This window comes from Roseibium limicola (assembly GCF_017313085.1).
Lineage (GTDB): Bacteria > Pseudomonadota > Alphaproteobacteria > Rhizobiales > Stappiaceae > Roseibium > Roseibium limicola.
This window is the reverse complement of record NZ_JAFLNF010000003.1, coordinates 472,136-493,260: the sequence shown is the minus strand read 5'-3', so window position 1 is coordinate 493,260 and position 21,125 is coordinate 472,136. Positions and strand designations below refer to the sequence as shown.

At 57.5% G+C, this 21,125-nt stretch carries 14 protein-coding genes; 4 read left to right on the top strand and 10 right to left on the bottom strand.

What is annotated here, in order from left to right; genetic code table 11:
• Positions 1 to 25 precede the first annotated feature (25 nt).
• Entirely contained in the window at positions 26 to 979 is a 954-nt protein-coding gene (locus J0X15_RS09410) for a histone deacetylase family protein (RefSeq protein ID WP_206940225.1), read from the top strand.
• Between the two features lie 3 nt (positions 980 to 982).
• On the opposite strand, the gene J0X15_RS09405 is transcribed toward J0X15_RS09410, so the two are convergent.
• From J0X15_RS09405 to J0X15_RS09370, 8 genes are all read right to left on the bottom strand, one after another.
• Positions 983 to 1,255, bottom strand: a complete 273-nt coding sequence (locus tag J0X15_RS09405) for a DUF6460 domain-containing protein (RefSeq protein ID WP_206940001.1) — start codon at positions 1,253 to 1,255, stop codon at positions 983 to 985.
• Positions 1,256 to 1,869: 614 nt separating this feature from the next.
• Positions 1,870 to 2,910 carry an AraC family transcriptional regulator gene (locus J0X15_RS09400; protein WP_206939999.1) on the bottom strand — a complete coding sequence of 347 codons (1,041 nt, stop codon included), beginning with the start codon at positions 2,908 to 2,910 and terminating at the stop codon, positions 1,870 to 1,872.
• 267 nt (positions 2,911 to 3,177) lie between these two features.
• Positions 3,178 to 4,227 (bottom strand): helix-turn-helix transcriptional regulator, encoded by a 1,050-nt coding sequence (locus J0X15_RS09395; protein WP_206939997.1) that lies wholly within the window; start codon positions 4,225 to 4,227, stop codon positions 3,178 to 3,180.
• Positions 4,228 to 4,413: 186 nt separating this feature from the next.
• Positions 4,414 to 6,642, bottom strand: coding sequence for a 3-hydroxyacyl-CoA dehydrogenase NAD-binding domain-containing protein (locus J0X15_RS09390; protein ID WP_206939995.1), 2,229 nt, complete (start codon positions 6,640 to 6,642; stop codon positions 4,414 to 4,416).
• 26 nt (positions 6,643 to 6,668) lie between these two features.
• Positions 6,669 to 7,877, bottom strand: coding sequence for an acetyl-CoA C-acetyltransferase (locus J0X15_RS09385; protein WP_206939993.1), 1,209 nt, complete (start codon positions 7,875 to 7,877; stop codon positions 6,669 to 6,671).
• A gap of 28 nt (positions 7,878 to 7,905) precedes the next feature.
• Entirely contained in the window at positions 7,906 to 8,541 is a 636-nt protein-coding gene (locus tag J0X15_RS09380; protein ID WP_206939991.1) for a glutathione S-transferase family protein, read from the bottom strand.
• Between the two features lie 116 nt (positions 8,542 to 8,657).
• Positions 8,658 to 10,454 (bottom strand): acyl-CoA dehydrogenase C-terminal domain-containing protein, encoded by a 1,797-nt coding sequence (locus tag J0X15_RS09375; RefSeq protein WP_206939988.1) that lies wholly within the window; start codon positions 10,452 to 10,454, stop codon positions 8,658 to 8,660.
• Positions 10,455 to 10,781: 327 nt separating this feature from the next.
• Entirely contained in the window at positions 10,782 to 11,282 is a 501-nt protein-coding gene (locus tag J0X15_RS09370) for a MerR family transcriptional regulator (RefSeq protein ID WP_206939986.1), read from the bottom strand.
• A gap of 373 nt (positions 11,283 to 11,655) precedes the next feature.
• Here J0X15_RS09370 and J0X15_RS09365 point away from each other — a divergent pair, with 373 nt between their 5' ends.
• From J0X15_RS09365 to J0X15_RS09355, 3 genes are all read left to right on the top strand, one after another.
• Complete coding sequence (locus J0X15_RS09365; RefSeq protein WP_206939984.1) at positions 11,656 to 15,921, top strand: peptidoglycan-binding protein; 4,266 nt, start codon at positions 11,656 to 11,658, stop codon at positions 15,919 to 15,921.
• Between the two features lie 171 nt (positions 15,922 to 16,092).
• The gene (locus J0X15_RS09360; protein ID WP_206939983.1) at positions 16,093 to 17,022 is read left to right on the top strand and encodes a sulfite exporter TauE/SafE family protein; all 930 of its coding nucleotides are present in this window, start codon (positions 16,093 to 16,095) and stop codon (positions 17,020 to 17,022) included.
• Positions 17,019 to 17,819 (top strand): TIGR02186 family protein, encoded by an 801-nt coding sequence (locus tag J0X15_RS09355; RefSeq protein WP_209015202.1) that lies wholly within the window; start codon positions 17,019 to 17,021, stop codon positions 17,817 to 17,819. Before J0X15_RS09360 ends, J0X15_RS09355 begins: the two co-directional genes overlap by 4 nt.
• A gap of 64 nt (positions 17,820 to 17,883) precedes the next feature.
• On the opposite strand, the gene pdeM is transcribed toward J0X15_RS09355, so the two are convergent.
• Together pdeM and J0X15_RS09345 are read right to left on the bottom strand one after the other, a co-directional pair.
• Positions 17,884 to 18,615, bottom strand: a complete 732-nt coding sequence (gene pdeM, locus J0X15_RS09350) for a ligase-associated DNA damage response endonuclease PdeM (RefSeq protein ID WP_206939981.1) — start codon at positions 18,613 to 18,615, stop codon at positions 17,884 to 17,886.
• Entirely contained in the window at positions 18,612 to 21,122 is a 2,511-nt protein-coding gene (locus tag J0X15_RS09345; RefSeq protein ID WP_206939979.1) for a ligase-associated DNA damage response DEXH box helicase, read from the bottom strand. The genes pdeM and J0X15_RS09345 overlap by 4 nt, the downstream gene beginning before the upstream one ends.
• Positions 21,123 to 21,125: the final 3 nt, after the last annotated feature.

Genomic DNA, 21,125 nt, shown 5'->3' with positions numbered 1-21,125 from the left:
TCGACAAGCCTATATGGTCTCGCGTATGAGCTTTCCGATTGTGCATCACCCCGCCTACTGCGCCACATTGCCTGATGGCCATCGCTTTCCCATGGACAAGTTTCGTGCTGTGGCGGAGATCCTGCGCGCTGACGGCGATTTGATGAATGGCACGTTTTTCAAGCCCCGTGTAGCGCCTTTCGAGTGGCTGGCCCTGGCCCATGATCCGGCCTATGTCGATGCCGTTCTGGACTGCCGAGTGCCAGATAGGATCGCGCGTGACATCGGCTTTCCGATGAAACCGGATGTCGCCTTGCGTGCGCGCTGTGCGACTGCAGGGACCGTGCTTGCCGGCTATCTGGCGTTGTCTTACGGGATGGCTGCGAACACGGCTGGCGGCAGCCATCATGCGCGTCGAAAGCAGGGTGCTGGCTTTTGTGTCTTCAATGATGTGGCTGTGGCCATACGGGTGATGCAAGCCGATGGCGTTATCGACAGGGCGCTGGTGATCGATCTGGATGTCCATCAGGGTGACGGCACTGCGGAAATCTTCACAGGAGATCCCAGCGTATTCACTCTTTCATTGCATGCAGAGAAAAATTACCCGATGCAAAAAGTCCCATCTTCGCTCGATGTTGCTCTGCCTGATGGTCTTGATGACGAGGGGTATCTGGAAGCTCTGGCTCCGGCGATGGAGAAGGCGTTCAGCGCAGGGCCCTTCGACATTGTGTTCTTCAACGCTGGCGTCGATCCGTGGGAAGGTGATCGTCTCGGGCGCCTGTCCTTGACGCGGGAGGGCTTGCTACGGCGCAACCGGATCGTGATTGATCGCGTCAGACGGCAAGGCCTGCCCATCGCCGGTGTGCTTGGCGGGGGGTATTCCACCGACATCAGCGAGTTGGCAGAACGGCATGCGGGCCTGCACCGGACAATGGCCCAAGCCCTGCGTCAGGAGGGGCAGTCTTCTGCCGCGAAACAGTCTCAGTTGATACGGTTCTGAGACTTAACGCTTGCCAAGCGACAGAACGCGCCCGATCAGCCACAGCGGGATGACGATCACGGCACCGAGCAGAAAGTACCGTCCCAACGATAGAATAGCGTCGAAGCCCATGTTCCACAGACGGTTGAAGAATCTGATGACCATGTCCACCAGGGACATCGGGTCGAGGCTGAGGGCGGATAGGATAATCCCGACGACGAACGACAGAAAAATCAGTCTGAGGATCACCTGGCCGGGTGAGCCGCCGATGAATCGGGAGAAGGTGTCATGAGCCATAGTGTCTTTGTACCGGACGTTTGAACTGTTGTGTGAAACGTAGGATCGCGGGGTCTCGCTTACAAGTCGACCCGAAGCGCTTTGGGAGCGTGCGCAAGATTTTGAACTTTTTTCAATTCTGGGTTTCACGAAATTTCGTTTAGTGACATCTGCGAAAGAGAATGGCGCATTTCGATAAAGAAATGGGTGCTTTTGCCAATCCCTCTCAAGAGAAATCCTTGTAGATACCGCTGCGGAAGAAAGCTGTTTATCCTGCTTTATAGAAATAAGAAAACAAGCGGGCTGAGGACAACAAAAACAAGCCGTCAGGTTCGAGTAATGCAGATGTGTCGCCCCATCGATCGATCTGTTTAACCTGAATGTTTTGCTACACAAAATCAGGCTGTTCTTCCGAGGCTGTGCCAGTAGCGTTCCTGGAAGCGGAATGTGCAAGGTGACGTCTACCATTTGCGGTTGCCGGGCGGGACGTAGTCTCATCAAAGCCGTCGACTGCGCTGCGCGTTTCTCCCACGTGCGGTTGGATAAAGCGCGGGTTGCCGAAAATGCACCCGCGCCCCTTTTTCCTCTTCACGTTTGCATCTGGCCGATGATCGGATTGCTTAGCTCTCTGCGAGTTACTCTGCTTCCATGTCCTCAAGCGCGTGTTTGCGAAGATCGCGCGGGGCCATCCCAAACCAGTTTTTGACGGCGCGGGAAAACGCGGAGATGTTCGAAAACCCTAGGAGATAGGCAATCTCTTTTGCGGCCAACCGGGTGTCGAGCAGATACCGCTCGGCGCTGGATTTTCGCACGTCATCGAGAATTTCACGATAGCTTGTGCCTTCCTGTTCCAGTAGCCGTTGCAGACTTCGTTGCGACAATCCCAGTGACGAGGACACGGCCTCCATTGACAGCCGACCTTCTCGTAGCCCCTCCGAAATTTTCGCGGAGATCATCGAGATGGTGCTCTCGTCCTCTTGTACGTCCGCCAGAAGACGTGTCGCGGCGGTGTGGATCAATCGCAGCAGGTTCTTGTCCGCATGTGGGTTGGGGATGTTGGCCACTCTGTCTGGAAGCAGGATACGATTGCGGCATGTTTCAAATTGCACCTGGCCGGAAAATCCACCGAGACGTAATGGGAATGCAGCATTGCCAGGGTTGACGGAGGTGAACTGGACTTGCGTGTGTTTGCTTTCCGGTCCCAGGATATAGCCAAGCCGGTTCGCCATCAGCCCCATCAGCGCATAGGAGGCTTGGGCATTGGAGCCGAAGCGAACCGGGATGGATAGCTCCAACTCAAGACCGCTGGCGCTCTGTTCGACGCTCACAGTCATTCCCTTGCTGCAAAGCGGTGCATAACGCGCCCAGTTCTGCAGTGCGGTCCCGGCGTCAGGAGCAAACACCGCGACATAGTCAAGCAGGTCGGCAACGCCTATCGGCAGGTTGGCAAAGCCGTTCAGGATGAATGTCGGGTCGGAGACCGAGTGACTTAAAGTATTGAGGATCTCGAGCGTCTGGCGCAAGCCTACATGTTTGTCGGGAGACAGAAGAAGGCTTGCGGCGACGTTGTGCTTTTCGAGAATGTGCCCCCAATTAATACCTTTTTCCCGAGCCAGTGCACCAGCATTTATCAATAGGCTGCTCACGACCCAGTCGGTTTTACCATCTAGGGGCATCGATCCTCTCTCGGCGATACTGGCCACGAGGCCTATCGGAAAGTGGCGGTTACCTAATTTCAATAAAAATAACCTAGGTGACTCAATACCTCAAATCTTTAATTCGTCTTCTATTAGTATAATCAACATCATAAATCGTCTTAAGGATCATATTGTATTCAATTTCCATGATTTAGAAAAGTAGAAATCTAAAGCTATGTTTTGTCGGATGACTGAATAAAATTGAGAATTGTTATTTTAAAAAATACAATTATTGCGGGATCTGATTCACTCGCCGACTGTGCGTTTGGCCGGTTGCGCGACGCGTCCAGCCTGACTTCGCCGCAATTCCGTTGGCGGTTTGCCGAACCAGACACGAATAGAACGTGAAAAAGTACTGACTTGGGAAAATCCGAGCAAAAAGGAGATTTCCTTCATCGAGAGATTGGTTTCGGTCAAATACTTCTCTGCATTTGATCTCCGAACGTCTTCGACCGCTTCGCGGAACGAGCGGCCATTCTTGGCCAGAGTTCGTTGAAGTGTGCGGGGGGAAATGCCGAGAGACTTCGCCACCAGGGGTAGGTTGCAGGTTCCATTGCTCAAGGATGTTGAAATGGTCTCTGTCATGTCCTGGATCTGATGGTCATGGTCCCCAAGGTGCGCGATTTCATGTGCAGCAGCCGTATTCAGGAGCTGATGCAGGTTGTTGTCCCTGCGTGTCGGGCGAAGGTCGAGAAACGCTTTGGCAATCAGGATGGCATCAGCGTCCTGGTTGAACAGAAGCCTGTCGCCGTAGAGTTCTGAGAACTGGCTGCTGTTGTTGGGCGGTGGCCCTTCCAGATGAATGGTGACGGGAGCAGGGCTGATGTCCAGAGCGAGGTTGATCCGGCCAACGGCCCAGGCAATACGAGCATACATGTTTTGTCGGGTGTCACCGTAGCCGTGCAAGGAGGGCCAGCGCAGTCCGCCTTCAGTCTCCCCTTCGAAATACTGGTAGTGGAGCCCATTCATGCGCACCGGGATATAGCGCACCCAGGTTTGCAGGCCTTCGCGCAAGGTCGGAGCATAATGCAGCAGATAATCAAAGACGGAAAGCGTGCCGGCGGGGAGTGTGCTGTAGATGTCGAACATCGCCGCATCATCGCCCAAGGCTTCGGACACGACTTGAAATCCGGAAGCTACTTTTTCGAACGGAAGCGTGCAGAGGGGATCGCGTATCTCCTCCATTTCAACGGAAAGATCCTCAAGTATCTTTCCCCAATCAAGGTGTCGGGTGCGCGGATGATCAATGAGAATGCCCAAGGCATCTGCACGCGCCCATATAGCCTTTTCAACCATGACGGATACCGGCCCATCTCCCGCAGCATCTTTAATGTCTAGGGTAGCTTGAGCCAAGCGGCAAGCAGAAGCACCTTCCTTTACGTCACCACACGAAAATGTGACACAGGTAGATGTACCAATGTAAGAGTCCCACATCGGTTCTAAGCCGACGTGGGACTGGGTTTTCAAATCAGTTTGAAGGCACTAGGCAGCTTCAGCGTCTTCACTGTTTCCTGCCTTCGGCTGCGGTGGGAACTTGCCATAGAAGGTTTCTCCTTCCTTGGCCATTTCGCGCAGCAACTTGTTGGGCTTGAAGCGCGGTCCCCACTTGCGGGTGAACTTCTTGCAAAGCTCGACGAACGCAGCCGTTCCCATGGTGTCGATGTAGGAAAGTGTGCCGCCCGAGTAAGGGGCAAAGCCGAACCCGAGGATTGAGCCGACATCCGCCTCGCGCACATCGGTCAGGCACTTTTCCTCAAAGATGCGAGCGGTTTCAAGCGCTTGCATGACCAAGAGACGCTGCTGGAGTTCCTCGACATGGAAGCTGTCTGCTGACTTCGGCTGACCGACAACATCCGGAATGCCAGGCCAGAGTGTCTTTTCCTTGCCCTTGTAATCATAGAAGCCCTTGGCGTTCTTGCGCCCAAAACGCTCGTGTTTGACCACCATCTCTTCCAGAATGTTGTCCAGTGGTCCCTCGACGTATTTCACGCCAAGATCCTTGCGCGTTGCCGATACGATCTTCCAGGCCAGATCCAGGGCGACCTCGTCACCGAGGGAGAGCGGGCCGACCGGCATTCCGGCCATCTTGCCGGCATTTTCCACCATCGCGGCCGGCACACCGTCCGCCAGCATCATCAGACCTTCGCGGATGTAGGTCATGACAACGCGCGAGGTGTAGAAGCCGCGCGAGTCGTTGACCACAATTGGCGTCTTCTTGATGGCCTTGATGTAGTCGAGCGCCATCGCAAGGGCCCGATCTGAGGTCTTCTTGCCGACAATCACCTCCACCAGCATCATCCGATCGACGGGTGAGAAGAAGTGAATGCCGATGAAGTTCTTCGGTCGGGTGGACGCTTCGGCCAGCGAGGTGATCGGCAGCGTGGACGTGTTGGAGGCGTAGATGGCGCGAGACTTCATGGCGGCTTCAGCTTGCTCGGTGACCTGACGCTTGATCTCCCGGTCCTCGAACACAGCCTCAATCACCAGATCGCAATCGGCCAATGCGTCATAGTCCGTAGTCGCGGTGATCTTCTCGAGCAGCTTTGCCTTGTCGTCATCAGTCGCGTGTCCGCGCTTGATGGCCTTGCTCATCAGCTCGTCGGAGTGGCTCTTGCCCTTGTCGGCAGCAGCCTGATCCCGGTCGATGAGCACGACCTGGATCCCGGCCTTGGCCGAAACGAAGGCAATGCCCGCGCCCATGAAGCCTGCGCCGAGCACGCCGAGCTTCTTGATCTTGTTCGGACGCTGATCTGCCGGGCGGCGTGCCAACTTGTTCAGCTCCTGCATGGAGACGAACAGCGTGCGGATCATGTTGGCTGCTTCTGGCGTCTGGAGAACCTTGGCGAAGTAGCGGCTTTCCACTTGCAGTGCGAGGTCCATCGGCAATTGGAGGCCTTCCACGACCGCATGCATCATGTAGCGGGGACCGGGATAATTGTCGAAAGTCTCACGTCGATAAATGGCATTGGCGGCGGGCCAGAACTGGAATCCGGCGGGGGAGTAGACCTTGCCGTTGGGCAGCTTGTAGCCCTTCTTGTCCCACTCCTTCACAGGGTCAACGTCGCCTGATTTCAGCAGCCGTTTTGCTGTCTCGATCAGTTTCTTTGGTGCTGCAGTGTCATCGATGAGCTTCATCGCCTTCGCTTTGGCTGCATCCAATGTGCGGCCCTGCAGCAGAAATTGCAGTCCCTGCTGGCCGTCGGCCATGCGCATGACACGCTGGGTGCCACCGGCGCCGGGGAACAGCCCGACCTTCACTTCAGGCAAGCCCATCTTCAGGTTACCGTCGCTCGCAGCAATGCGCGCATGGCAGGCAAGGGCCAGTTCGGTGCCGCCCCCCATGCAGGCGCCGGACAGGGCGGCAACAAATGGCTTTCCGCATGTCTCAAGCTTGCGGTAGATCAGCGACAGTCTGCGCGATCCGTCAAACAGAGCCCTGGCAGCAGCTTCAGGATTGGTGTTGCGCTGCTTGTGGAAGTCCTGCAACAGGCCTTCCAGCATGGTCAGATCGGCGCCACCGGAAAAGGCTGGCTTGCCGGATGTGATGACAGCACCTTTGATCGCATCATCCGCGACCACCTGGTCGACGATCTTGTCCAGCTCTTCCATCACAGAGAGGTCGATAACATTCATCGACTTTTCCGGCATGTCCCAGGTGATCAGGGCAATGCCGTCAGCGTCGGTCTCGACTTTGAAATTTGTGTAGGTCATTTGTCTTGCTCCTCCGCTTGTTCTAATCAAACGCGCTCGATGATGGTGGCAGTGCCCATGCCGGCGCCGATGCACAGCGTTACGATCGCGGTGTTGAGGTCGCGGCGTTCCAGTTCGTCGAGCACCGTGCCGAGGATCATCGCACCTGTTGCGCCTAGCGGGTGGCCCATGGCAATGGCGCCGCCATTGACGTTGACGATGGCCGGATCCAGATCAAACGCTTGCTGGTAGCGCAGAACGACCGATGCAAAAGCCTCGTTGATCTCGATGAGATCAAGGTCCTTCATCTCCATGCGGGCGTTCTTCAAAAGCTTCTCGGTGACATCAACAGGTCCTGTCAGCATCAGTGCCGGATCAGATCCGATATTGGCGAAGGCCTTGATGCGGGCACGCGGTTTCAGTCCGGCAGACCGGCCCGCTGTACGTGATCCGATCAGCACTGCCGAGGCGCCATCGACGATGCCGGAAGAGTTGCCGGCGTGATGCACATGCTTCACGGCTTCCACTTCCGGGTGCGCCTGGATGGCCACCCCGTCAAAGCCGCCCATTGCGCCCATAATGGCGAAGGAAGGATTGAGCGAGGCCAAGGACTGCATGTCCGTTTCCGGGCGCATGTGCTCGTCACGAGCGAGGATGGTGATGCCATTGATGTCTTTCACCGGCACCACGGAGTTCTTGAATCGGCCCTCTTCCCAGGACTTGGCGGCACGTTTCTGACTTTCAACCGCATAGCCATCACATTGGTCGCGGTTGAAGCCATACTTCGTGGCGATCAGGTCGGCGGAGACGCCCTGCGGCATGAAGTAGGAGGGGAGGGCCACCTGTGGCTCGATGGGCCAGGCACCACCGGAGGCGCCAAGGCCGACGCGGCTCATGCTTTCCACGCCACCGGCGATCACCAGCTTGTGCTGACCGGACATGACCTGCGCAGCGCCCATGTTGACCGCATCTAGGCCGGAAGCGCAGAAGCGATTGATCTGCATGCCGGGCACGGACTTGTCGTAACCAGCGGCAAACACAGCCGCCCGGCCGATGTCGCCACCGGCTTCGCCAACCGGATCCACGCAGCCCAGAACCACATCGTCGACACGTGTCGTGTCGAGGCCGTTGCGATCCCGGATGACTTCCAGAGCGGTTGCTGCCAGACGAACCGCCGGCACTTCGTGCAGGGCTCCGTCTTTTTTGCCGCGGCCGCGCGGGGTGCGCACATGATCGTAGATATAGGCTTCCGGCATGGGGTCCTCCTCTAGGTCGTTTATTCGCTCACGCGCAGGGCAAGGGGTGTCCGGGCATGAGATCATATGGGTGTTGCCAGCCTGGAAGGGCCTTGAGGGTTTCCAGCCAGCGCGTGATGTTCGTATAGGGACTCAGGTCGATGCCGATTTCGTCCGGCCAATACAGGTAGCCGCATAACGAAAGGTCGGCGATTGTCGGCTTGTTACCGACAACGAACTCGCGACCGTCCAAGTGCTTGTTGAGAATGGCGTAGGCGGCGGTTGCGCGCGTTTCGAGCCACTTCACAACGTCTGTTTCTCCGGTCTTGGCAATGAAACGCAGAAAACGCAGCGTTGCCGTGTAGCCGGTCAATTTGTGATTATCGAAGAGGATCCAGCGCAGGATCTCACGCCGTTCTGCTTCCGTCTCCCAGCCAAAGGTGCCGAGTGTTTCGACCAGATAGTCGAGAATGACCCCGGATTGGCTGAGCCGCAGGTCTCCATGAACGAGAACCGGGATTTCGCCCATTTCGTTCACACCTTCGCGAAAGCCTTCCTGCCGTGTTGCTCCGTTGAAGAAGTCGACCCACTCCGGCTTCCAGTCGGCTCCGGACAGCTCCAGCATCAGGGCCGCTTTGTAGGCGTTCCCGGATTGGGCAAAGCAGTGAAGAATATAATCGCTCATGGTTTGATCTCTCCTCGTGAAGCGGTATTTGAAACCGGACCTTAGCCCGAAGTCGCACGCCCGCCGAGCCGGGAGTGACACAGCCTCACGAAAAAAAGGCTGTGCCTGGTGCATCATCAAAACAGATCGGCATCCACGGACATCATGGTGTCGCAACCGGATGAAATCCGGGCCAGGTGTGCCGCGGTCTCTGGCATCATGCGCTCCATGTAGAAGGTCCCGAACGCAAGTTTGGCCTTCAGTTCTTCCGTGTTTGCGGCATCGCCGTTGGCGAGTTTTGCATGAGTGGCCTTGGCAATTTTCGCCCACATGTATCCCATGGCCACCAGGCCGAAGAGATGCATGTAATCGGTGGAACCGGCGCCGGCATTATCCGGCTGCTTCATGGCGTTCTGCATGAACCACATGGTGGCCTGCTGCAGGTGATCGGCGCCCTGCTTCAACGGTTGGATGAACGGAGCCAGCGCTTCATCGTCCTTATTGGCTTTGCCGAAGGCTTTCATTTCCTCAAAGAACGCCATCACGGCCCGGCCACCATTGGCGGGAAGCTTGCGGCCAACCAGGTCAAGTGCCTGAATGCCGTTGGCGCCCTCGTAGATCATCGCGATACGGGCATCGCGAACGAACTGGTCCATGCCCCACTCGGCAATGTAGCCGTGTCCGCCAAAGACTTGCTGGGCGTTGACGGCATTGGCAAAGCCTGTGTCGGTGAGAACGCCCTTCAGCACCGGTGTCATCAGGCCCATCATGTCCTCGGAGTTCTGACGGGTCTTCTCGTCAGGGGACCGATGGGCAATGTCACCATGCAGTGCAGTCCAAAGGACGAGTGCCCGTGCGCCTTCATTGAAGGCCCGGATCTGCATCAGGATCCGGCGAATGTCTGGATGGACGATAATCGGGTCGGCGGCCTTTTCCGGCGCTTTTGCTCCGGACAGGGCGCGTCCTTGCAGGCGGTCTTTCGCATAGGCAACTGCGTTTTGATAGGCGACCTCAGACTGGGACAGCCCCTGTACAGCCACCCCCAGGCGCGCTTCGTTCATCATCGTGAACATGGCACGCAGGCCCTTGTGTTCATCTCCGACAAGCCAGCCAACTGCTTCGTCATAGTTCATGACGCAAGTTGCGTTGCCGTGGATGCCCATCTTGTGTTCCAGCGAGCCGCAGGAGACGCCGTTTTCCTCGCCGGGGTTTCCATCTGCATCTAGTTTGCGCTTTGGAACGACAAAGAGCGAAATACCTTTCGTGCCTTCGGGTGCGCCTTCGATGCGTGCCAGAACCAGGTGCACGATGTTCTCGACCATGTCGTGCTCACCGGCGGAGATGAAGATCTTCGTGCCTGAAATCTTGAAGCTGCCATCGCCCTGCGGCACTGCCTTGGAGCGCAAGAGGCCCAGATCCGTGCCGCAATGAGGCTCGGTCAGGTTCATCGTGCCGGTCCAGGTGCCAGCGATCATTTTCGGCAGATAGGTCTGCTTCTGCTCATCCGTACCATGTAGCGTCAAGGCGGCAATGGCGCCTGCGGTCAGGCCGGGATACATGGCAAAAGCCATGTTGGCGGAGGAAACATATTCGTTGAGAGCGGTCGCCAGGGTATGCGGCAACCCCTGACCGCCGAAGTCCGGATCCGCAGAAAGCGTTCCCCAGCCAGCCTCACAGAAGGCTTCATAGGCCAGTTTGAAGCCTTTGGGCGGAGTGACAGAGCCGTCGCTGTTGCGTTTGCAACCTTCCTGATCTCCAGAGAGGTTCAAGGGTTGAATGACCTCTTCGGCGAACTTGCCGCCTTCCGTCAGAATCGCCTCAACCAGATCAGGGGAGGCATCCGCAAAGCCAGGCAGATCGGAGTAGCTCGCATAGTCGAGCACATCGTTGAGAAGAAAGAGGGTGTCTTCTACAGGGGCGCGATAACTCGGCATGAATTCCTCCCAGAATAGCCGCTGGAGCGTTTATGCATGACGTTTCCGTAAACGTCACCTTGTGAGCTATATACGCTGACCAGGAAGAGGCGACAAGTGGTCTCCTTGGGGAAGGTGAGCGGAAAAATGAGCCTTTTTGATGGAAAACGGGTCGAAAATGCAGACTATTTGCCCGATTTTAGAATGTGAGGGGCCGATTTTTCAGTGATATTCGACTTTTCGCGGATGCTGGTTTTTGAGAATTGATCGCCAGCACACCGCACGCGAAAATAAAAAACGGGCAGCCTGGGCCGCCCGTTCAAAAGTTAATAACTGAACCGCAAACAGTTAGTCGAGTGAGCTGGCTGCGTTCATCAGCTCGTTGGTCTCGGCTTCCTCGGTTTCCTTCTGCCGAAGCATGCCAGAAACCACCGATACGGTCCGCGAGAGTTCGCCGATTGCTTGTTCGATATCGGTCCGCTGTTTTTCCAGAACATCGATCTGCTCATTGAAGCGATTAAGCGCCACACGAAGTTGGGTCACCTGACCATCGCGAAGGTCATAAAGGTCGAGCATGTCGCGGATTTCGGCCAATGAGAAGCCGACGCGTTTGCCCATGAGAACCAGTTTCAAGCGGGCACGATCGCGGCGGGAATAGACCCGGTTCATGCCATCGCGCTTGGGATTGATCAGTCCCTTGTCTTCATAAAAGCGCAGGGTACGCAACGTGCATTCAAATTCCTTGGCCAGCTCGCCGATGGTGAAAAACGGCTTTTTGCTGCCTTCATCACGCGGATCGAGGCTATCGGCCAGATCAGATTCATTCAGGATGGATAGGGCTTCACTCATATCATTTCTTTCGAGGCACATAAGGCCGGAACGCGGCTGGTTTCATGGATAAATCACATGACCGCCGCTGAATTTCGTATCGTTTTAAACGTGTTCTCGCGGGTTTTAGCTTACGCGTACGTCACCGTCTAGCCGCTGGGGTGTTCACGTGTCGAAAATCGTTAATTTTCGGCGCCGATAGGCCCGCTCTTCTGAGCAGTTATGCCTGACAAATCGTTAGCGTATTCGCAGACCGCGATTCCGATTAACGCGCTGTTTACCCTAAACGGACAAAGCTTTGGCAACTGCTGCCCTGGGTGATTTTACTGTGTTGGTTCCGGGCGGCTCAAACATTCGTTTGCGATCAGAAAGATCGTCAGCTCAGGGTTTGCAAATGCCTGCTTGGAAAAACCGTGATGCAGAAGGCCGCGGTCGATATTCTTCCCGTCATCCTTCTGCTGGCGAGTATGAGGAAAACCTCGATATGCCGGAACGCGATACAGATGCCCGCCAGGAAAAGTCTAGAGTTCAGGCCCAGCGCCGTATTGACCGTCTGACTCGCACCGCCACATCCTTGCAAGAAAACTCCGAAGCGCCCTATGACACGGATCCGGAACAAGATCTGGAGGCTGTCGCCGACGAACTCGATCGGCTGCTCAGCGAGCGCCAGAGCCTTGCCAAGCGTGCCTCGAAGGAAGTCGTATCCGAAGGTGCCGCGTCTAGCCATGCTCGGTCTGCGACATCGGATGGGCGCTCGCCACGAAAGGCTGCCGCCAGTCCCAAGTCGGCCAATGCGCCTGCTCAGGGCAGCAAGCGTTTGGAAGAAGTCATGGGCGCTCTTGAGCGTCTTGATGCGAAGGTTGCACGTCTGTCGGAAACCGAAGCGGAAGAGGCGAGGCTGCCGGAGCAGGATTTTGCGCCCGAGGCTTTTGAAGATGCAGCCGATTCCTCTGAGGCTGAAACTGACGCCTTTGATGACTACGACGATGATGATAGCTACCGCGGTTATGAAGACGAACGCCCTGTCGCTGGACGCCCGGCACTGCGCGAGCGCCTGAGTTCAAAGACCAGTATGGGCCAGTCGTCGAGCACACGACTGTACGGACGTGCCCATGAGGGTGACACCGCGGGGAATATGTCACCGCGATCCTATCGCGATTTGAGCCGCCGTATTGATTCCCTGCGCAAGCCGCAAGAAGAGACGATGATGGCGATGCGGGAAGGGCTCGGCTCGTTGCGCGACGCGATCTCCGGTTATGCCGCAGGCAACCAGGAGCGCTCCTCTCGCCACAATTCCGAATTGCGGCATCTGTCCGAGATGGTTGAGCGTTTGCGCGCTGATCGACAGGACGACAGCCAGCTGAGGGAAATGCAGAAGGAAGTGTCTGAAGTAAAGGCGCTTCTCGGACGCAGCAATGTGGACGGCGCTCTGAAGAGCCTTGAGCATGGATATGCGCATATTCTTCAGCGTCTGGATGAGCTTAATCGCGGTGCAGTCGATCCGCGCGTGTTGCATGGCATCACCACGCGGTTGAACGAAATTGAAGACGCCTTTGCCGTGCTGCCGCGCGGCGAGCATATGCAGAGCCTTGAAGACCGTATCGGCGACATCTCCGAGCGGGTCGAGGATCTGATCACCAGCCACCGCCCGACTGACATCGAACCTTTGAAGATGGAGCTGCAGGATCTGCGGGCCGTCGTCACCAAGATTGATTTCACTGATCTTGTCGAAAGCATCGACAATCGGTTGCGCTTCGTTTCCAGCCGGTTGGATGAGCTGGAAACCCTTGCACGCGAGCAGCGTGGAATGAACACCCGTATCGCCGCGATGGAAGAACGCCTTCCGGACGCGGAAATGCTTGGTCGTCTTCAGGGGCGCCTGGAAGATATCGTCGGCATGCTATCGGAAGACCGTACGCCGCCGGAGAGCGCCCGGTTTGACGAGATCGCTGGCCGTCTTGAGCGGATGGAACGCAACACGCCGAAGCCACAGAGCGCTGAAGCAAGCTCCGAGGCCATGTCTGCCCTGGAGCGTAAGCTGGAAAAGATCTCCAGCAAGATCGATTTGATCGAGAAACGCTCGAACCGTCCGGTTCCGGTGCTTGACGCCAGCGCCAGTAAGTCGGCCAGCCTGTCCGATGACAACCTGCGTCTGCTGGGCGACCTGCAGAAACGCATTGGAGATTTGTCGGAGCAACTTTCACAGCCTGCCGATTCAGTCACGACGGCGGACCTCGATTTGCTGCGCAAGGAAATCGGCGAGATGCGGGCGTCCTTCTCGGCGCCCCCGCAGACGGAAAAGCTGGAGCAGCGGATCGCCGAACTGGCCGAGACCCTTGCCGCAGACCGTGGCCAGCTTGACGATAGCCGTCTGGACCAGTTGGGAGCCAAGGTTGCACAGCTGGCTGAGCACCTCGAAAACTCTGCTGAACGCGATGAGGATACCGCACGTATTTCCTCGGCGCTGGCGCGCATCGAGGATAATCTCAAGGCCACGCGCGATGATGTGGTCGTGATGGCGAAAAAGGCGGCTCGCGAAGTTGCCGAGGGCGTGGTCGCCGGTCAGCCTCAGACACGTTCGACCGAATATGACGACGCCATCGAAGGTTTGCAGGGAGATCTCCGTAAACTTCTTCAGGCGGCTCAAGGGTCAGAGGAACGCACTCGCAACACTTTCGATGGTGTGCAGTCGGTTCTCTCTGCCCTGACTGACCGATTGGAGCATTTGGAAAAAACGGACGGCCCCGTCTCTGGCGCCTCATCGGTTGCAGCAGCAGGGCGCATGGGGGCGTTTTTGAAGCGCGAGCCGGATGCTGCAGGTGCCAAGCCGACAGCACCAGTTACGACCGGTAAGGATGACCGACCCGGCGAACGGGTGCGGGATCGCAAAGCCGATTTCATTGCTGCTGCCCGGCGCGCCGCACAAGCGGCCTCTGAGGAGGCAGCCCAGCTTGAGCAACAATCGCGCAAGGAGGCTCCGGCCAAGGTCAAAGCGGCCAAGCCGGCACGAAAAGCAGCCAAGGAAGCCATTGAGACGCCGGTGGCGGCGTCAGCGCCCGAGCGTGGAGAAGCCCGTGGAAATTGGCTCCGCAACACTTTGAAGCGCGGCGAAAAGGACACTGAGGCCGGCACGGCGGTGCAGGACGATCTGGATGCGCGTCCATCCGGCAGTCTTTATGCAGGAAAGTCGGAAACCGGGAATGCAGACAATGAACTGCATATGCGCGAAAGAGTTTCGGTTCTGGACGATGAGCAGAGTGGATCCGAGGGCGGCAAAGGACGTCGCAGAGCCCTGATGTTTGCGGCGGCTGCTGTGGTTCTGGCTCTGGGTACTTTGCAGATCGCTCGAATGGTGATGCCATCTTCTCAGGATGTTGCGGCAACCGATGTGCCGGCAATGGAAGATCAGATGGGCGTTGTCGGCTCGAATGCGTCCGGCCTTAATGAGCAGGGCACCCCGCTCTCGACCGCTGAAACGAATACCGCCGCCCTACCCAAGCGGGTTCAGGTGCCGCTGGAACCTATTGTTGAGCCAGATGGTCTCGACGCTGAGATTGCTGAGGCCCCTGAGGTCGGATCGTCTTCCGAGATGGCAAATATGGATGTTGCCTCCGAACCGGAGCTCGCTCGGGAAATGGAAGATGCCCCTGCAGCTCAAGCTGGAAGCGATCTCGCATTCGCCACCCCCAACGCGCCTCAGGCAATTGGCGAAGCCGAGCCTGTGCCCGCCGGCAGTTTCTCTCAGACCACGCAGCAGAGCAGCCCGGTCAACCTGAGCACACCGCTCCCTCCAGCTGAACTTGGTTCTGTCGCCCTGCGCACGGCAGCTGCACGCGGTGATGCCGCGGCCGCTTTCCTCGTCGGTGTTAAATACACTGAAGGTCAGGGCGTTCCAGCCAATCTGGAAGAAGCAGCCAAGTGGTATCAAAGGTCTGCAGAGCAAGGCCTGGCCCCCGCACAGTACCGTCTCGCCAGTCTCTATGAAAAAGGTCGCGGCACTGAACGCAACCGGATCAAGGCACGCGATTGGTATACCAAGGCCGCCGAAGCCGGGAACGCCAAGTCGATGCATAATCTTGCGGTTTTGTATGCTGAAGGCGTCGAAGGCACACCGGACTTTGCCCAAGCGGCAAAATGGTTCGAGCTTGCCGCCAACTACGGCATCAAGGACAGCCTCTTCAACTTGGGTATCCTCTATGCTCGCGGCCTTGGCGTCGAAAAGGATCTTGTGGCCAGCTACAAATGGTTCGCGGTCGCTGCAGAACAGGGTGACCAGGATGCGGCACAGAAGCGGGATGAGATCGCCAACATGCTGGACCAGGAAAACCTGGCCAATGCACGACTGGCGGTCGAGAACTTTGCTCTGAAGACGCCTGCCGAAAACGCCAACAAGGTGATCCCGGACCCGGCCTGGGCGGAAAGCACTGGCTTCTCGACAGACGCATCGACGCTGATGGATGATGTCACCGACTACACCTCATTAGTTAAGCAGGTTCAGTTTCATCTGAACCGCCTGGGCTATGAGGCCGGAGAGCCGGATGGCGCAATCGGCCCGAGGACACGCACTGCCATTCGGGCTTTCCAGCGCAACAGTGGCAGCAGCGAGACAGGCGAAGCGGATGCCGATCTTTTGAAAGCACTGGAACGCCGGGATGCCTAGGAAATCAGCGCATCTGTGATCATGAAGGCACGCCTGATAAAGAAGGCGTGCCTGATCTCGTTTTGGGGACTGTTTCTTTGCTTGTTGGGCATTGACGTGCTTTTTTCGAGAAGATTTAACCGTGCCGATGTAAATTAGCCTTCCGGGCGCTTCCAAGGTCTGCTGTCTACCGTGCAACTGTATCTTCCCATCGCCGAAATACCGGTCAATATCTTCATGATATTTGGCATGGGTGGAGCCGTGGGGTTCTTGTCCGGGCTGTTCGGCATTGGCGGCGGCTTCCTGTTGACGCCCTTGCTGATTTTCTCTGGTATCCCGCCAGCCGTCGCGGTGGCCACGGTCACCACTCAGGTGACGGCCTCGTCTACTTCGGCCGTCCTGACTTATTGGCGGCGAAAGGCCATTGATTTCAAACTGGGCACAATGTTGTTGGTCGGCGGCATTTCCGGTTCGATCGTAGGCGTTTTCCTTTTTGAAGTGCTGCAGAATCTCGGTCAGCTCGATCTGGTGATCTCGCTGTCCTACGTGACATTCCTCGGTACCATCGGCACTTTGATGCTGTTTGAATCTCTGCGCGCCATGCGGCGGCGGCGCAGCGGTGGGGCCGCACGCATTCGGCGCCCAGGCCAGCACAACTGGATTCACGGCCTGCCGTTCAAGATGCGGTTCCGTCAGTCGAAGCTCTACGTCAGCGTGATCCCGGTCCTGTTTCTGGGCGCCACCATCGGCTTCCTCGGCACAATCCTGGGGATTGGCGGCGGCTTCATGATGGTGCCAGCGCTGATTTATCTGTTGCGGGTTCCCACCAATGTGGTGATCGGGACATCGCTTCTGCAGATCCTCTTCACCATGGCGACAGCCACTGTCTTGCATTCCATCGGAACCCAGACCGTCGACATTGTTCTTGCGTTGACGCTGATGATCGGCGGCGTGATTGGCGCGCAATTCGGAGCCCGCATGGGCCAAAATTTGCGCGGAGATCAGCTGCGCCTTCTGTTGGCATTGCTGGTTTTGCTCGTCGGGCTGCGGTTTGCAGTGGATCTTCTGCTGACGCCGACGGATTTCTATTCCATCGCGATCATGGGGGGAGCAGGGTCTTGACGGCTTGCACTCGCCTGTCGACGCGTTGGTTGAAGCCGTGCCTCGGCCTGCTGCTGGGGCTGTTTCTGCTTGGTGGCGAAGGCCGCGCAGAGGAACTCGTGACGGCACTGTCTTCCGATGTCGTCTCGATCCAGTCCAATTTCACCGGGACAGAGATCGTCATTTTCGGGCAGATCGGGATGGACCCGCAAACGTTGTCGCGTCCGGGGAGATACGACATCATCATCAAGGTCGTCGGTCCGGATCAACAGATCACCACCCGGCGTAAAGGTCGGTTTCTAGGGGTCTGGGTGAACCGCGACTACGAAACTTTCGTGGCCGTTCCTAGCTTCTATTCGCTGGCCAGCACTGGCCGGGTTGGAGAGCTCGGAGGACGGGAATTGCTCGACGCGCATGCGCTCGGTTTGAACCACCTCAACCTTCCGGTCAGCGGTAGCTCTCATGTTCCTTTGTCAGAACGCGATGATTTCCGCGAGGCGTTCTTGCGGCTGCGGACGGAGCAGGGGCTTTATGCCGAACGGCCAGAGTCCATCGAGTTTCTGACCAATACCATGTTCCGGACAACCGTCCCGCTGCCAGCCAATATCCCGGTGGGCAAATACAGCATTCAGGGGTTTCTGATTCAGGATGGGGTTCTTCTGTCGCGCACCGAGCAAGAGTTGGCTGTGGCAAAGATTGGCTTCGAGCAAGTCACCTATAACCTGGCGCGCCACCACCCACTGGTCTACGGCGTACTGGCTGTCATTCTGGCGACGGTCACCGGTTGGCTGGCAGGCGTGATCTTCCGCAAGGACTAAGCACAGAAAATCTGCGCGCCGCAGCGCGTGTTGCGAGTTTCAATTTAGTTCAAGAAAAGCTGCTTCAATCGCTGACGAGACGGGACGCGGTGAAGGGATACAGCCGGTTGTCGCCGAGCAAGAAGGCGGAGAACCGGCGCTTCTCGAACAGTGGTGAGAAGGCGTCATCCATCACATTCAGCCCACCGGTCAGAGCGCCGAAAGCTGGTAGGATAAGCCGTGTTCCATCGGTGACGAAGCAGGCACGACGGATCGCCCGGCCATAGCGGCGGACTTTTGCGGCCGGATGAAGATGGCCGCAGATTTCACCAGCAGATCTTGCGGGGTCTTCGCTTGGCTCATGACGAAACGTCAGGCCACCAATGGTGACTTCGTCCACTGTTTCCCCACACAGTCTGACGGGGGGAAGTGGGTCATGATTGCCTGTGACCCAGATCCATTCCCGGTTCAGCTGTAGCGTGGCGAGCATGGCACGATAGGTCGCCGGTAGTCGGTCGGAACCTTCCTTGTCATGAAAGCTGTCGCCAAGACAGATGACGCGCGCCGGATCGAAGGCGTCCATGACACCTGCGAGCTTTTCCAATGTGGCAATCGTATCGTAAGGTGGAAGCATCTGGCCGCGCGTGGCGTAGGACGAGCCCTTTTCGAAATGCAGATCGGCAATGATGATTGTGGACTCATCCGGCCACCAGAGAATGCCGCTTTCATGCAGGCCAATCGTTTGTCCGTTGACCTGAATGTCGTGACACACGGGCACGACCATGAATTCTCGCATGTGCTTGGGCAGGAGATTCATTGACCGGTTGCCTCGATGACAAGATCGTCTGCCGCTTCTTCCAGTAGACTGTCCATGGCCTCGCCGTAGATCGGTTCTCGGCCGATCTCAAGAAGGATCGGCACCGCCAGAGGAGATACCCTCGTGAGGGGAGTATGCGTGATTCGTCCCTTAATCCGTGCAAGAAGTTCGCCTAATCTGGAGATATCCAGAAGTCCTTCCGCCGCGTCGTTCCACGTTGCTTCCAATAGCAAATGACCTGGTTCATGCGCCCGAAGGACATCGTAGATGAGGTCAGAGGAGACTGTGACCTGGCGACCGTTCTTTTCCTTGCCCGGATGCCGGCGTTCAATTAGCCCGGAAATGACGGCGCAATTTCGGAAGGTCCGCTTCATCAGGCTTGACCCGGCGAGCCACGCATCCAGATCGTCTCCCAGGATGTCTTCGTCGAAGAGTTCGTCCAGAGAGATCCGTTCCGTTTGAAAACTTAGGGAAAGATCTCCCAGACCCCAGATCGCCAGCGCATAGTCGTTGGCAACGAACCCCATTGGCCGGGCGCCCAGGCGCTCCAATCTCTTGGTGAGAAGCATGCCGAGCGTTTGATGCGCCAGACGCCCCTCGAAAGGGTAGCAGACCAGGTAATGCTTGTTGGAGCGCGGGAATGTCTCGACAAGCAAACCGTTTTCTTCAGGCAGCCTGGAGTTCTGGTCCTGCAGCTTCAACCAGTCCCGAACCTGCTCGGGCAAGTCTGGCCAGAGCGCCTTTGTCGCCAATATGTGCCGCACGCTGGCGGCCAGATAGGTCGAGAGCGGAAACTTGCCTCCCATATAGGAGGGAATCATCGGCGTATCGGCCTTGGAGCGTGAGACGAAGGCTTCATTCTCGCGCAGGCCTTCAAACCGGACGACTTCACCACCAAAGATGAAGGTGTCGCCAAGATTGAGCTGCTCGACAAACCACTCCTCGATCTCGCCTAGCATCCGCCCACCACGGCCGATGGGAGCCCGTCGGCCAGCGGCCTTGGATCGAATGAGCCGCACCTTCAGCATTGGTGCTTCGACGATGGTGCCGACATTCAGACGATATTGCTGAGCAATCTTCGGATTGGCGATCCGCAACAAGCCGTCCGGCCCTGCCTTCAGCTTCGCATAGCGATCATAGGCCCTGAGCGCATATCCACCGGTGGCGACAAAGTCGAGAGCGCGGTCGAATTGCCCGCGCGTCAGCTGGCGGTAGGTCTGGCAGGAACGAATTTCGTCGAAGGTGGCGTCTGGATCAAGTGGGGCCGAACAGGCCAGTCCCAGTAGGTGCTGTGTCAGAACATCCAGTGCCCCCTTGCGCAAAGGCGGCGTGTCCTGATCGCCATGCAGCGAGGCAGTCAGTGCGGCCTGACACTCCAACACCTCAAACCGGTTGGCGGGAACGAGGACTGCTTTCGATGGCTCATCCATCCGGTGGTTGGCGCGGCCGATCCGCTGCGCCAATCGGCTCGCACCTTTCGGGGCGCCGATGTTGACGACCAGGTCGATGTCGCCCCAGTCGATCCCCATATCGAGCGATGAGGTAGCGACGACCGCGCGCAAGGCACTTGAAGCCATTGCGGTCTCTACCTTCCGTCGCTGCCCCACATCCAGCGAGCCATGGTGCAGGGCAATCGGCAACGTGTCGTCGTTGATCCGCCACAAGTCCTGGAACACCGCTTCTGCTTGCGAGCGTGTGTTGACGAAAAGCAGCGTGACTCGATGTGCCTTGATCAGCTGGTAGATCTCTGTAAGGGCGTAGCGGGCGGAATGGCCGGACCATGGGATCCGATCTTCAGAATGCAGGATGGCGACGTCTGGCTGGGCCCCGCCTTTGATCTCGACCAGCTCTGCCAGGGCTCTCAATTTCGGGTCGGGCTGCTCGACCAGATAGGCGCGCAGCTCATCCGGATTGGCTACCGTCGCTGAAAGGCCGATGGTACGCAGGTTTGGCGCCAGGCGGCGAAGCCGCGCCAGACCCAGAGCCAGAAGATCCCCGCGCTTGGACGTCACCAAGGCGTGCAGTTCGTCGAGAATGATGGTCCGCAGTCCGGCAAAAAGATCTGCTGCGGTCGGATCCGACAACAGAAGCGCAATCTGCTCTGGCGTTGTCAGCAGGATATCGGGTGGGTTGATCTTCTGGCGTTGTCGCTTGTGTGAGGGGGTGTCGCCAGTCCGGGTTTCCAGCCGCACATCCAGCGCCATTTCTGAAACAGGAGCTTCAAGGTTTCGGGCAATGTCGACAGCCAGGGCTTTCAGCGGGGAGATGTACAGCGTGTGGACGCTTCTCGGTCCGGCTTTGCCCGGCTTTCGTCTTCCGCGGGCGTCCAACTCCACAAGGCTCGGCAGAAAGCCAGCGAGGGTCTTGCCCGCACCCGTCGGGGCAATCAGCAAGGTGGATTGTCCCGCCTCAAGCTTTCCCAGAAGATCAATCTGGTGTGCCATCGGGCTCCAGCCGCGCGATGCAAACCAATTTTCAAACCGGGGCGGGAGGGACGTTGTTGACATTCT

What these genes read in the sequence shown, in the direction of transcription:
- J0X15_RS09365 (WP_206939984.1), top strand. Translation starts at nt 11,656, where the DNA reads ATGCCTGCTTGGAAAAACCGTGATGCAGAAGGCCGCGGTCGATATTCT.
- J0X15_RS09375 (WP_206939988.1), bottom strand. Translation starts at nt 10,454, where the DNA reads ATGCCGAGTTATCGCGCCCCTGTAGAAGACACCCTCTTTCTTCTCAAC.
- J0X15_RS09370 (WP_206939986.1), bottom strand. Translation starts at nt 11,282, where the DNA reads ATGAGTGAAGCCCTATCCATCCTGAATGAATCTGATCTGGCCGATAGC.
- J0X15_RS09380 (WP_206939991.1), bottom strand. Translation starts at nt 8,541, where the DNA reads ATGAGCGATTATATTCTTCACTGCTTTGCCCAATCCGGGAACGCCTAC.
- J0X15_RS09410 (WP_206940225.1), top strand. Translation starts at nt 26, where the DNA reads ATGAGCTTTCCGATTGTGCATCACCCCGCCTACTGCGCCACATTGCCT.
- J0X15_RS09400 (WP_206939999.1), bottom strand. Translation starts at nt 2,910, where the DNA reads ATGCCCCTAGATGGTAAAACCGACTGGGTCGTGAGCAGCCTATTGATA.
- J0X15_RS09345 (WP_206939979.1), bottom strand. Translation starts at nt 21,122, where the DNA reads ATGTCAACAACGTCCCTCCCGCCCCGGTTTGAAAATTGGTTTGCATCG.
- J0X15_RS09395 (WP_206939997.1), bottom strand. Translation starts at nt 4,227, where the DNA reads ATGGTTGAAAAGGCTATATGGGCGCGTGCAGATGCCTTGGGCATTCTC.
- J0X15_RS09405 (WP_206940001.1), bottom strand. Translation starts at nt 1,255, where the DNA reads ATGGCTCATGACACCTTCTCCCGATTCATCGGCGGCTCACCCGGCCAG.
- pdeM (WP_206939981.1), bottom strand. Translation starts at nt 18,615, where the DNA reads ATGAATCTCCTGCCCAAGCACATGCGAGAATTCATGGTCGTGCCCGTG.
- J0X15_RS09385 (WP_206939993.1), bottom strand. Translation starts at nt 7,877, where the DNA reads ATGCCGGAAGCCTATATCTACGATCATGTGCGCACCCCGCGCGGCCGC.
- J0X15_RS09390 (WP_206939995.1), bottom strand. Translation starts at nt 6,642, where the DNA reads ATGACCTACACAAATTTCAAAGTCGAGACCGACGCTGACGGCATTGCC.